This window comes from Candidatus Omnitrophota bacterium, assembly GCA_040755155.1.
In the GTDB taxonomy this organism is placed as follows: Bacteria; Hinthialibacterota; Hinthialibacteria; order Hinthialibacterales; family Hinthialibacteraceae; genus JBFMBP01.
On the sequence record JBFMBP010000036.1, the window covers coordinates 1 to 12,283 of the forward strand.

Here is a 12,283-nt window from a genome sequence, read left to right on the forward strand (position 1 = left end):
TTCCCTCGCCCTCTGGGAGAGGGTTAGGGTGAGGGATTTTAAATTCAACAAATTCATGCTATTAGATTTGTTGATATTTTCGATTAAGGAATTAGTCTATCCTTAACTTAACGACATTGCCTCCTAAACCTCCCCCAAACTTGGGGGAGGAATATAGGAATTATGCAAGTATCTAAAAGAAAGCGAGTTTATATGAAGCCAGAATGCCTTTCCCTTTTCGTATACGGCTCGCTGAAAGACTCATCCGTCTTTCTCAACATTACGGGAATGGTCTGTCCTCCTAAGCGGGAAGCAGTATTAACCGGTTATGCTTACATTCCTTCGAGGAACGACTATCCCGTCATTCATCCCGATCCCAAAGGAATCGTCGCGGGAGAATTGATCGGCGGATTGAATGAGGACGTCTTGCGCCGCATCGACGAGTATGAGGGTGAAGGCTATCGGCGAATTCAAGTCATAGTGGAATGCGGCGACGAACGGATTCGCGCTTACGCCTATATCGGCGCGAATGAGGAGCCTCAAGCGGGACGGTTATGAGAATTTGCTACATCGGAGACGGCGGTTCGATCCATAATCATTTCATGGTGGAATGGTTTCAGCGGCGGGGGCATGAGGTTCTGTTTTTGACGGATTCGCCGCAACCGGCGCCGCCTTGCGAGACGCGGCAAGTCGCGCCGCGTAGAGGATGGGGGCCGCTGCGGCATCTCTGGGCGGCTTATAATGTTCGCAAAGCTGTTCGGCAATGGCGTCCAGACATCCTCCACGCCCATAACGTGACGGGTTACGGCTATTGGGGCGCGCTATCCGGCTTCTCACCGCTGGTTCTATCGGCGTGGGGTTCGGACTTGATCCTCTTTCCCCAGCGCAATCCCCTAATCCGCCTGGCGGTGCGCAAAAGTCTTGAGCGTGCGGTTTGGATCGCCGCCGACGCGGAAATGCTCTGTGAGAAAGCGCAGGAACTGGCGGAGAAGCCCATCGACGCGCGGCTGCTGCAATGGGGCGTGGAATTGCCGCTCTTCGACGCGCCAGTCGCGCCGGAATTGCGGCGGCGCTTTCGAGGAGATGCGTCCTTCGTATTCCTAAGCGCCCGCCGCCTGCGCCCGCTGTATAATATCGACATAATTCTCAAAGCCTTCGCCCGCGCCCTGCCGCAACTGCCGGGAGCGCGGCTGGTCATCGTCGGCGATGACGAAATGAGCGCCGCCCTGCGCGAATTGGCGAAGCAATTGAATGTAAGCGATAGCGTCTATTTCGCAGGCTGGATTTCGCGCGAGGAGTTGACGGCGGCGTTGCTCAGCGCCGACGCCTTCCTCTCCGTTCCCCGCAGCGACAGCACGGCGCTATCCTTGTTGGAAGCCTTCGCCGCCCGCCTGCCGGTAATCGTCTCCGATCTAACCTCCAACCGCGAATGGATAAAACCCAACGAAAACGGCCTCCTAGTAGAACCCGGAAACGAACCAGCGCTATCCCAAGCCATGAACGAACTAGCGTCGAATAGAGAAAAAGCCATGCAATGGGGATACCTCAACCGAACCATCGTCGAAGAACGCGGGGATCGGGAGAAGGAAATGCAGCGGCTGGAGGGGTGGTATGAGGAGCTGGCGGGGCGGGAGTGAGGGTGGAATTATGTAAAATGATGTTTGTTGGATTAGAAGGCATTTACTATTCAATGATGAATACTTATAATTATATATCATTCAATCTGTATTTTTTTGTGTTTTCTTATTTACTGTTTTTGATTTAATTTTTCTTGTAACTTTCTTTTTCAAGAATCTCAAGAGTTTGTATAGCCAAGTCATGAAGAACAAACAATGTGACATTCTCATATTCCGAGTATTCGTCAATTGATTTTATTGTCATTTTTTTGCCATGAGCGATTTCGTTTCGTCGAGTAACTAAAGCCTTTATTCGAGTTTTGTATGTTTTCATTTCGTGAGAGATAATTCCAATACGAGCACATTCTTGCTCAAAAACGACAGGCCACAAGTTACTCTTAGTATTTGGACGACATTCAGGATAAAAAATTGCTTCTTCATGCAATGCTTCAGGAAGAATTGTATTAAAAAAATTCCATATAGTTATTGATTTAAGATCACCTCTTAGCTGACGGAATTGCTTCTCCAAAGCAAGAAGTTGAAAATCATCCTTGAGTTCTCCAATCGTGATATTTTTGCTCTGAACATGATCTAATAATAAATCCCAACAAAATTTTGTGAATCCTTCAAAGTGGGCATAAAGAATTGCCCAACATGCTCGTAAAGCGGCTCTTAAGACAATGTCATTTTCATTATTTACAATAGCTATTCGCTTAAGAGATACAAGCTCCGCCTCTCGCCAACGAAGATCTTCCTCAAGTATTTCGGCCCACTTTTTCATATTTCTATTATCGCATTAGTAGCAAGTTCAATTCTCCTATCTAACTTTTTACGAGAATTGGCTCCAGGTCCAGTAACATCACGGAAATCCTTTGATTGAATCAGTTTAGTAATAGCATTACGTAGTAATGCTGGTTTCTTAGATCGCATTTTATCTCTTGAATTGCATATCCCCATTGAAATAGCTTCAAAATAAGCAGGAGGAAGAGAACCTACCGGTAAGTTATTTCTATATCTAAGAAAAGCTGTGTCCTTAAGTTTTTCTCTAGCCAATCTAAAAACATCTTCAAATATTAATTTCTCTTCTTCGTATTTAAACTCCCGTTTATTTAATAATACTTCTTCCATGTAATTATCCAGCCAATCGCGAACGCTACCTTGGAAAAGTTCCCTTGCATTCTTCGTAGCGAAGAAGCGCAGAACTAGTTCCTCAGCGCCTTTTTTTTCTTTTTCCGGATCTGGAAGAAAATCAACACATGCTGCGAAATCGTCATTATTTGATTGCTCCACAAGAAAGGAATAAAAATGCACTCCTTCTTCCCCAACCATTCTTGCAGAACAATTCCGAATTTCCTGTGGTTCAAGATTTGAACCTCCCGTATTAAGGCGTTTAAACATTTCATATCGCAGAAATCCTTTGCTTTGTTTTTTGATAACAACTGTTCTAATGGGTGAACGTTTTATACTTAATCTGAGACTAAGTGGGAGGTCTTTAAAACCAAGTCCATTAAGCGAAGTAATAAGACTACAACCCTCTAAAATAAGCGGTTTCTCCTGAATTAAGCCTGGTTCGACAAATTGTAGAACTGTACTTGTTCTCTGAAGTCCATCTATTAGTTCAAGAACGCCATCTTGATTTTCTATGACGAAAATCTGAGGTATGGGTAATTCGAGAAGGATTGATTCAATTAAATGGGATTTCTGCTGAATACTCCATCGAAAAAGCCTTTGATATTCGGGTTGAATTATTAATTCTTTGTTTTCATGAAGATTTATTATTTCTCCAAAACTCATATCGAATGTATCAGTGCGAACTTCTCCAATTTTTTGATTGATTTCTTTTTCTAGTTTCGTAGAATCTTTCATGGTATTTCCTTATATCTCGTTTATGGCTCACCCATTAAAGATACAAAAATCTATCACATTTCAAAATAAAAGTCAACAGAATTAACTACTAAAATAACAAAAAAATTATCCAAAAATTGATTCAAATAAATCTCAAATCAACCCTCACATCTCCTTCTTCCCTCTCGGGTCCAATGTAAGTAAATCTTCCTGTTCTTGCTAGTATTCATCCTTCCATCCTAAGTCATGATAATGTCAGTTTTCATACTATGGCGTAAGATTCCAAGCGGATAAGATGGCCGTATTGTTCCGTCAGGGCGGCTAGGGCGTCCGTTTCCGAATCGGGCAGGGAATCGGCGGCGCGGCATAGGCGATCGAACCATTGGCCTTCGCGCTTATCCAAGGCAAAGACGCGATTCGCCAGCGCTTTATGGATTGCGCCGCAGGCGGCGCGAACGGCCGCAACCGTGCGGCAGTAGCCGTTGGTTTCGCGAATAATGGCATTAGACAGTTGGAGTACGACATTGGGTTCCAACATCAGGGCTTCGACGCTATGGGGAACGTCGCTGGTAACCATGCAATCGCGAAGCGTGAGGGCTTGCTTCGCTTCCGAGGCGGCGTTGAACAAGCGGCAATCGTAGGTTAGGAGTTCCAAGAACGCTTCTGGCGCCGAACCGCTAAGCAGCCGGATATTCTGGACGGATTCGTTGCTCCAAAGGTCGGCGGCCGCGGCCGCGATATTGCCCAAGGGGCTGAAATGGGCGCAACTGGACGACTTGCCTTCCATGCTGATAGGGCATCCCGCAATTGCTTTAAGAATGGGGCCTTCATAGGCGCAATCCTTAGAGGGGCCGACGGCGCCTTGTTCGAAAGCCACCAGGCTGCGGGGAGCGCTGGCGGCGCGGTCGAGAGCCGCTAAAACGGAGGGGAGCATTCCTTTGCCAGCCAGCTGCATGGCGGTATTGGCGAATCCGCAGGCCGTGTCTCCGCCGGGGATGACGCCGTATTCGCACGATATCCGAACGATCTGTTCCCACAACCACGCCATATCGCGGCAGGCAAGAACGCCCAACGCCGTTATCATCCCTTGCAAGTCGCCGAACAAAAGCGCTTCGTCGTGAACCTCTTTTCCGCCTACAGATTCGATGGAGAGAATATCCGCCCCCGCTTGGGCGGCGCAGATGAAGGCTTCCCGCATTTGATCCCATTCCTCGCCTTCGCGCAGTACGGGAGGGCGGTTTTTATCGCGCAGATCGATTACGGTAACGCGCAGAGCGGAGGGGATTCCGGTTATTTCATAAAGGCGCCGCAATCCCTCATGCAGAATGGCCGTAATCTCCGCGCCCCATTGGGAGCGCTGCGTCATTTCCGGCAGTTGCTCGAACTCGACGACCAAACCCGGCGGAGATAAGGCTTTGGCTCGATCAATGATAGCATCTGCGATCTCTTCGTAATGAGCGCGCACCTTGGGCCAGGTTTCGTCGCGGATGGAGATGGTGGGGAGAGTGAAATTGAGTTCCGGAAATACGTTCCCGCCTCCGATCGTAAGGCCGAAGCCGCAAGTTACAGGCTTGGGCGCAGTTCCGAAAATCAGATCATCGGGGGATGAAATCGCTAATTTCTTATAATTATTCATTGAGAAATCCTTAATCTATTAAGCAAGGCAATAGGGAAAAATATGCACTAAATTAACACGCCTCAAAAAGAAATCAAGATAGTTTTGAATCCAAATTGATTAACATAATCATTGGCGGATGTTATCATTGGTTTATCATCTTCGTAGGATCCAATGTAAGCAAATGTTCCTCTTCCCGCTGGTATTCATCCTTCCATCCTAAGTCTTGATACAGTTGCAGCAGTTTTTTGCGCAGGCGGGGAGCGGTGGGGTCAAGGTTGACGCATTGGCGGTAGGCTTCGACGGCTTCCGGCTTGTGGTTGGCTTTGGCTAACTTTCCCGCTAGCAATTCCAATATGACAAGCTGATGGGGATAGCGTTGCGCGGCGGTTTGCAGGATTTGGATCGATTGCCCGGATTGGGGAGGGTATAGTTCGGAGAGGCGCTTGTAAGCCAGCAGGGGAATATAGCCAAAACGAGCGCAGCGGTTTAGGGCAGTTTCCATTCGCTGTTGCAACTCTTCGGCAGGCAGTTTTTTAGCGTCTTCAATGAAATAGGTCAGAGAGACGGCGTAAAGGGCGGCGGCGTCTGCGCGGCTGGGAGCGCTGCGATAGGCCGCTTCCGCTTGAACTAGTCGTTCGCTGGAAATCAGGGCGGAATCGAAGCGGCGCAAATGATATTCCGCCTTTGCGCTGAAGAGGAGAAAGAATAGAGCGGGCAGCGCCGCAACCGCCGCCGCGATCGTCAAGGCTTGCGGCGCGAAGCGGTGGAAAGGCCGCTCCTTTAACGCTTCCGTCTCTTGGAAGCGTAGGCAGGTACTTAGCGAGACGCCCAAAGCCAGCCAAACCGCCGGATGGCTGGCGAAAGCTAACGGAGAGGGTAAGACGTAAACAGCGACGGCCAGAAAAATCGCCAAAGCGGCGGGCAAAATCGAATCTTGTCGTGATCTCCTGATCGCTTGGTTATAGAGCAGACAAAAGCCAACGGCGGCCAACGGCAAGAGCAACAGCCAGCCCGCCAGCGGCGCTTCTCCGCCCATCAATTCCACGCTATGAGGAGCTTTGCCGAAGAGTTGCAAATGGCGCAAGGAATTCCAAGGAAGATCGGGGCAAATATGGCAACGCCGCAAATTTGTCTGAAGAGAAGGAAGAATATCGGAATAAACGGCGGCGCAGACTCCTACGCAAAACAGAATAGGCCAATACCCGCTCCAGCGGCGAAAACGCTCTTTGCGGGAAGTTAACAGATAAAAAAGCAGGAAATTGGCTCCGATCAACGGCAGCATTCGATCTCCTAGGAAACGGATTAAAGCGAGCGAGGCGATGAAGATAAGGAGATAGCCGCCGATGCGAAGAAAGCGGTAAGGCGCCGAGCGGGCGCAGGCGAAGAGCCAGGCCGCCGTCAGCGCCAGCGCGGCGTGAAACAGGATGAGAGCCGATGACGGCGGCGGAACGGCGATGGTGGGAAATTCGCCTAAATCTTTAGATTCCGCCGCCGTGGGATAGGCGCGTAAGACGGCGTCCGAAAACGTTTCCGATGGCAATAAAATTCGATATTGAAGATGAAGAAACAGAATAACCCAAAGAATAGCGGTAGTGAGTCCCAAGCCGCGAAGGGGGGACGCTTTGGAAACGGATAGAGCCAGTATTAGAAAAGAGCCGGAAGCCATAACCGGCCAGTTGAGATGGCGCGGCCACGGATCGATGGCGGCGAAGACGGGCAGCGTTGCTCCTATTAACAGAACCAGCGCCCAAGGCGAAGAACCAAAGCGGGGGGCGGCGGTTTCGCCTTTGAACCAGGGATAATGCCGCCAAATAAAGAAAGCGGCTAACGCCAGAAAAGCGAACAGGCGCAGCGCGGCGGCGATCCCCGGAAACATAAACGGAGCAGCTAGGTATGGGAGGTATTCGAGCAAAGCGAACATGCGGCTCTCAATCCTAAGAGATAACTATCGGCGCCGAAGCCGCAAATCTGGCCGGCGGCGACGCCTGCGATATAGGAATGATGGCGGAACTCCTCCCGCTTGTGGATATTCGAAAGATGAACCTCGACGGCGGGCAATCCGCATGCGGCGATGGCGTCGCGGATGGCGATGGAGGTATGGGTATAAGCGGCGGGATTGATGAGAATGGCGTCCGCCCAGGCGGCGGCTTCGCCGATGAGCGTAACGATTTCGCCTTCGCCGTTGCGTTGTTCGATGCGCAGTTGAGCGTCCAACTCGCGAGCGAGACGCTGCAAGCGTTCGTCGATTTGTTGGAGCGTAAGAGTTCCGTAAGTTTCCGGCTCCCGCGTTCCCAGCAGGTGGAGATTCGGTCCGTGTACGACCAGGATATGGGGCATAGTTACCTTCTTTCCCGAAAGCCGTTATCGTAGAAACTTCAACCGTATGGCGAATTTCCGAACGGCGCCTAGGAGCGTCGATTGTCCGATTGCGCTGATTGCAAATTCATAGGTTCTGTTTATACTACCATCGTTATTGTTCCGGGGAGAACCCGGTTGAAAGAAAAAAAACCATCCTATCGATCGAAAAGCGCCGCTTATGACCGACCAAATTCATCCCGCGGGAAATATGGACAAGTTGACGTTATGGGAACGATGGGCTTCTTTGTTGGGCCGTTTGATTATCGTTTTCTCGATGGTCTACGTCACCTTGATTTTTTACACTTGGACCTGGAGGCATTTCGCCGTTCCTAAGACGGCTTCGTTCCAGTTTCTTATGCTGATGCTGGCCGCTTGTTGGCTTATCGTCGCCTGCAAGCGCCGTATGGTCCGCTCGTCCTTGGCGGCGCCGGCGGCGATGCTGGGCATGATGATGTTGGTTTCCTGCCTCGTGGCTGTGAATCTGCCGGAAGCGTTCGAACAGAATAGCTTTTATTTGCTCTGTCTTCTCTTCGCCGTTTTAATTCCGAAATTTCTGACTAGCCGGAAAGATTTCGAAGCGATGGCCTACATCATGGGGCTTTTGTGCATTCTGGTCGACATTTACGGCCTGGCGCAACGCTTCAATTGGGTATGGTTTTTCAATTTCTCCACCCAGTTCGGCATCGAGAAATTCACGGAAAAACCCGTTTCCTTTATGGGGAACGAGAATTACACCGCCGAGTTCATGAACATCGGCGTTCCGATTTGTTTTACAATGATGCTGTGCCATTGGCGGAAGCCGTCGAAGTTGTTTTTCTACACGGTCGCGACGCTGTTTAACGTCGTCAATATGTATTATATCGACTGCAACGCCACCTATTTCGGTTTATTGGTTTCCATGCCAATAGCCGCGATCCTATTCATCCGTTATCGCGCAATTCCTTCGATGACGCGGTGGAATCTATTCGGCGCGACGGAGGATGTTTTAGTGCGGCGGGCGAGACATGCGCTGGTTCTCCTCATCCTGGCGATTTCCATTTTCGCCGCGATTACCGCCTCCTTCCGCAATCCCATCCGCTTCAAAATGGCGTCGATCGTAACCTGGATGGATATCAATGGCGACCATGTTCCCGACGGCGTGGCCCCTTACATCTTCCGTTTGCAGTGCATGGACGCCGCTATCCGCAATATTCGCGACGTTCCGCTTTTTGGGATTGGCGCCGGGAATTTCAAAGTCGTCCATCCGCTCTTTGAGAACCAATTGGAACGCAAAGTGCTCGGCGAAGAGACGCTGGCCCGCAAGGTGCATAACGATCACCTGTTCCACGCCGTCGAATTCGGCGTTTTGGGATTGTACGCCTGGTATTGGATCATTGCGGCGACGGTGTTTGCGGGATTCCAATCGATTCGAATTTTGTATTTCAATCGCATTGCTTCTCCCCATCCCATTTCGAACGTCGAGACCTTAACGCCGGACGACAAGGATTTCTATTTCTATATTCAATTAGGTCTTCTTACCGCCGTTCTTACGGGCGTTGCGAGCTGCGCCTTCGGCCATACGTTTGTCATCCCCTCTTCTTCCGTATCGTTTTGGTGGGCAGTGGGAGTAACGGCGGCGGCTTATCAATTGATCCGCCGGGCGGAAAAGAAACTGCCTCTGCTGGAATATGGAACGACGGCGGAGCCTTTGTCCTCTTGGCAGCGAATCGCGAAATTGATCCCTAGCCCTGTCCTATGGCTTCTCTTTTTTATCTTGATTCTCCCCATCGGCGCTTTGAATATATATCAATTCATGGGTGAGACGTATCTGAAATATGGCATGGGAATGAAAGATCGTCCCCAGCCGCTGTATCAACAAATGTTCCAGTTTTTCGATAAGGCGAGAAGGTATTATCCCTACCAAATGGAAACGTATTACATTTTGGGGCGATATTATATCGACGCCGTGATCGACATCGAGAGATATAAAAAATTAGGCGACGCCGGAACGCAAGCGATGAAGCAGGTTGGCCTGGAGCCGGAGAAACTGCGGCAATACGTCGAAGAAGGCGTCGTCACCTTGCAAACCGATATTTTCATGAATCCCAATTATAAATGGGCGCATAACAACCTGGGAGTTTTATATGACCGCCTGACGGGAATACTAAAAGGCGCCTACCATTCCCAGGCCGCTTACAACCGCGTTTTGACCATCGATAACGAACAAATCTACGCCCATTACAACCTAGGCTTGGGAGCGATGAACCGGACCGATTACAAAACCGCCATCGACGAACTGCAAATGGCTCTTGTCGTCGATCCGGGAAAAACGGAAATATACCGGTATCTGTCCGGTTGTTTCACCTCCATGAACGAATATCAAAGTTCCATCACGGCCTTGGACAAATACCTTGGATTATGCATCCGCGACCGCATCCAAGAATTGGTTCTCGATAAAGGGCAACCCTTAAAACGCTACGAACCCATCATCGAGCCATTGCAAGCGGGAAATTTGGGACAGGCTCTGAGGGAAGCAAAGCGCATTATTCAATTCGAAGATAAAGAAATTAATTTGAACTATCTGTTTCTCGCCAAGAATATCGCCGTCGACAATAGTCAAAGCCTGCAAGTGGAAGCGAACAAACAAATTGCTTACGACGCAATCCAAAGGTCAGAATTGGTGTTCTCCGTTCCCAACGAACCGGAGTATTTCCTGCTTTACGCTCAAATCTATTACGCCTGCGGGCATATCGAAAAAACCGCCGAGAAATACGAAGATTACTTGCGCCTTCGCCCCAACGATATAGATTACCGGACAAGGCTGACAAACATCTATACTAGTCTTCAACAGTTCGATAGGGCATTAACCACATTTCAAAAAATCATCGAAGTCGCTCCCAACGAGTGGAGCAATCATATCACCTACGCCAATCTCCTGGTGGCCAATCGCCGGGTTTGGGGAGAAGTTTTCGAACATATCAGGCGCGGGATCGAATTGGGCGGCGACGAGGCGCGCAAATTTGTAGTTCAGCCAAGCTCTTCCAACACGTTGGATCAATTCATTCCTCTGGATGCTAATTTCCAAGAATTGCTAGGCCCCAATTTCTGGTCGCCGAAGCTGTCGGCTCCCGCCGTAGATGCAGGGACGTCCGCGCCGCAGCCGTCTTCCGCGGCAACGGAAACGCTTATTGCCCCGCCGGTGCAAGAAGCAAGCGAGACGATTCCAGCGCCGGAAGAATAGGAGACAGGGAGACAGGGAGACTTGGGGACAGGGAGACAGGGAGACAGGGAGACAGGGAGACAGGGAGACAGGGAGACAGCGAGACAGCGAGACAGCGAGACAGCGAGACAGCGAGACAGGGGCAAGGTTATTTCTGCCCTTGAAATATCCATTATTTCTATTATGAAACACCCTCGGTTTCCGCCTGATATAATCCGCGAACCGCGGGTGGGATGCTCCTAAGAAAACTCTTTTGTAAGTCATGTAAGATGTGCTAAAAGGCGGGGTGGCAAGGGCAAGTCGTCATCCCAGCCTTGAAAGGCTGGCTATTTTAAAATGCCCCTTTAAAGGGGCAAACGACAATAGCCCGCCGTTTCAACGGCGGGGTTGCAGGGCTTTTCTTCCTGTTATTGCTGAGCCTTTTCTCGGTAACTGGCTTATCATTCATCATTTGTGTTTGCAGCCTGCCAGAGGCGGCGGTGCGACAAATCCCTTAGTCTCAAAGTCTCAAATGAGGCGCCTCAATTCCGACATGCGCATTTTATTTATCGGACATAATGGATACGGCTATCCCCACACAAGGGTGCGCTGCTACCATTTTGCGCGAATCTTATCCACTATGCCGGATGTCGAAACCGCCGTCCTGTCGTTCCGGGACGATTTAGCGCCGCATAAAAGCGAAGCCGCCATGTACGAAAATCTGCGCGACCGGGAGAAGCTTGTTCTCACCTGGAAAGCAATGCGGCGCCTTATGCGGGAGCGGGATTCGGTTTTGTATATCCAAAAAGCGCATTTTCACGCCGCCGCGCCCTATTTCTTACACCGCTTGGGCTTCTTTCCCGATTACGTACTCGATTACGACGATTACGATATTCCTTTATCCAATTTCTTTTATCGCGGAACGCTGAACCGCTTCTTTTTCGGCAGCAACCGTTGGGACGAAATCACTTACCGCCTGGCGCGCAGAGCGCGGGGCTGCGTCGCCGCCAGCCGGGCGTTGGCGGAGATATTGCGAAAGGAGAATCCACGCGTCGCTTATATCCCCACCGGCGTGGACGATGCGGTTTTTACGCCGCCGCCCTACAGGCCGGATTCTCGGTGCTTGACTTTTTTATGGAACGGCCTCGTTTGGGGCGATCCCATCGTCGCTAACATTCTTTTCATGCTGCGGGGATTGAGCCGCGTAGCGTCGAATATGCCGGACTACCGTTTGCTGATGGTTGGGGGAGGCGCGTCCTGGGAAAGTTTGCGGCAAACCGTAAAAACCGATTTTCCGGAACTGGCGATCGAATGGCGCGGTTGGGTAGAGCCGCAGAAGATGCCGGAATTTTTGCGTGAAGCGGACGTTGGCCTGCTGCCCGCTTGCGGCGAGGATTTATGGCTGCGGTCGAAAAGCCCTACCAAACTTTTCGAATATATGGCGACGGGACTGCCCGTCGTCGCTTCGCAAGTTGGAGAGGCCGCGCAGGCTCTGGATCATTTGGAATGCGGATATCTAGCCCGCGACGAGCGGGAATTCGGCGAAGGAATGCTGCGCCTGGCGATGAATGCCGATCTGCGGCGAAAATTGGGCGATAATGCCCGCAAGAAGGCCGTCGAACAATATTCGCTTCCCGTGTTGGGAGAGAATTTATATCTTTTCTTAAAGGACATATTGCAATAATCTAT

Annotated in this window: 9 protein-coding genes; 4 read left to right on the plus strand and 5 right to left on the minus strand. The window is 50.3% G+C overall.

Annotated elements, in window-relative coordinates; genetic code table 11:
• Positions 1 to 192: 192 nt before the first annotated feature.
• The gene (locus AB1656_04305; protein ID MEW6234586.1) at positions 193 to 537 is read left to right on the plus strand and encodes a gamma-glutamylcyclotransferase family protein; all 345 of its coding nucleotides are present in this window, start codon (positions 193 to 195) and stop codon (positions 535 to 537) included.
• Positions 534 to 1,616 carry a glycosyltransferase family 4 protein gene (locus AB1656_04310; protein ID MEW6234587.1) on the plus strand — a complete coding sequence of 361 codons (1,083 nt, stop codon included), beginning with the start codon at positions 534 to 536 and terminating at the stop codon, positions 1,614 to 1,616. Before AB1656_04305 ends, AB1656_04310 begins: the two co-directional genes overlap by 4 nt.
• 124 nt (positions 1,617 to 1,740) lie before the next feature.
• Here AB1656_04310 and AB1656_04315 read toward each other — a convergent pair whose 3' ends face one another.
• The 5 genes from AB1656_04315 to aroQ form a co-directional block, all read right to left on the minus strand.
• Positions 1,741 to 2,376, minus strand: a complete 636-nt coding sequence (locus tag AB1656_04315; GenBank protein MEW6234588.1) for an MAE_28990/MAE_18760 family HEPN-like nuclease — start codon at positions 2,374 to 2,376, stop codon at positions 1,741 to 1,743.
• Positions 2,373 to 3,461 carry a DUF262 domain-containing protein gene (locus AB1656_04320; GenBank protein MEW6234589.1) on the minus strand — a complete coding sequence of 363 codons (1,089 nt, stop codon included), beginning with the start codon at positions 3,459 to 3,461 and terminating at the stop codon, positions 2,373 to 2,375. Before AB1656_04320 ends, AB1656_04315 begins: the two co-directional genes overlap by 4 nt.
• A 241-nt stretch (positions 3,462 to 3,702) precedes the next feature.
• Positions 3,703 to 5,076 (minus strand): methyltransferase MtaB domain-containing protein, encoded by a 1,374-nt coding sequence (locus tag AB1656_04325; GenBank protein MEW6234590.1) that lies wholly within the window; start codon positions 5,074 to 5,076, stop codon positions 3,703 to 3,705.
• 124 nt (positions 5,077 to 5,200) lie between these two features.
• A complete protein-coding gene (locus tag AB1656_04330) occupies positions 5,201 to 6,979 on the minus strand; it encodes a hypothetical protein (protein MEW6234591.1) in 1,779 nt (592 codons plus the stop codon).
• Positions 6,946 to 7,395, minus strand: coding sequence for a type II 3-dehydroquinate dehydratase (gene aroQ, locus AB1656_04335; protein MEW6234592.1), 450 nt, complete (start codon positions 7,393 to 7,395; stop codon positions 6,946 to 6,948). The genes AB1656_04330 and aroQ overlap by 34 nt, the downstream gene beginning before the upstream one ends.
• Before the next feature lie 199 nt (positions 7,396 to 7,594).
• On the opposite strand from aroQ, the gene AB1656_04340 reads away from it, so the two are divergent.
• Together AB1656_04340 and AB1656_04345 are read left to right on the plus strand one after the other, a co-directional pair.
• Entirely contained in the window at positions 7,595 to 10,636 is a 3,042-nt protein-coding gene (locus AB1656_04340) for an O-antigen ligase family protein (GenBank protein ID MEW6234593.1), read from the plus strand.
• A 511-nt stretch (positions 10,637 to 11,147) separates the two neighbouring features.
• A complete protein-coding gene (locus AB1656_04345; protein MEW6234594.1) occupies positions 11,148 to 12,278 on the plus strand; it encodes a glycosyltransferase in 1,131 nt (376 codons plus the stop codon).
• The last annotated feature ends 5 nt before the right edge of the window (positions 12,279 to 12,283 follow it).

Bases quoted from the DNA above. Each gene is read 5' to 3' on its own strand.
- AB1656_04310 (MEW6234587.1), top strand. From the start codon at position 534: ATGAGAATTTGCTACATCGGAGACGGCGGTTCGATCCATAATCATTTC.
- AB1656_04305 (MEW6234586.1), top strand. From the start codon at position 193: ATGAAGCCAGAATGCCTTTCCCTTTTCGTATACGGCTCGCTGAAAGAC.
- AB1656_04320 (MEW6234589.1), bottom strand. From the start codon at position 3,461: ATGAAAGATTCTACGAAACTAGAAAAAGAAATCAATCAAAAAATTGGA.
- AB1656_04325 (MEW6234590.1), bottom strand. From the start codon at position 5,076: ATGAATAATTATAAGAAATTAGCGATTTCATCCCCCGATGATCTGATT.
- AB1656_04345 (MEW6234594.1), top strand. From the start codon at position 11,148: ATGCGCATTTTATTTATCGGACATAATGGATACGGCTATCCCCACACA.
- aroQ (MEW6234592.1), bottom strand. From the start codon at position 7,395: ATGCCCCATATCCTGGTCGTACACGGACCGAATCTCCACCTGCTGGGA.
- AB1656_04340 (MEW6234593.1), top strand. From the start codon at position 7,595: ATGACCGACCAAATTCATCCCGCGGGAAATATGGACAAGTTGACGTTA.
- AB1656_04330 (MEW6234591.1), bottom strand. From the start codon at position 6,979: ATGTTCGCTTTGCTCGAATACCTCCCATACCTAGCTGCTCCGTTTATG.
- AB1656_04315 (MEW6234588.1), bottom strand. From the start codon at position 2,376: ATGAAAAAGTGGGCCGAAATACTTGAGGAAGATCTTCGTTGGCGAGAG.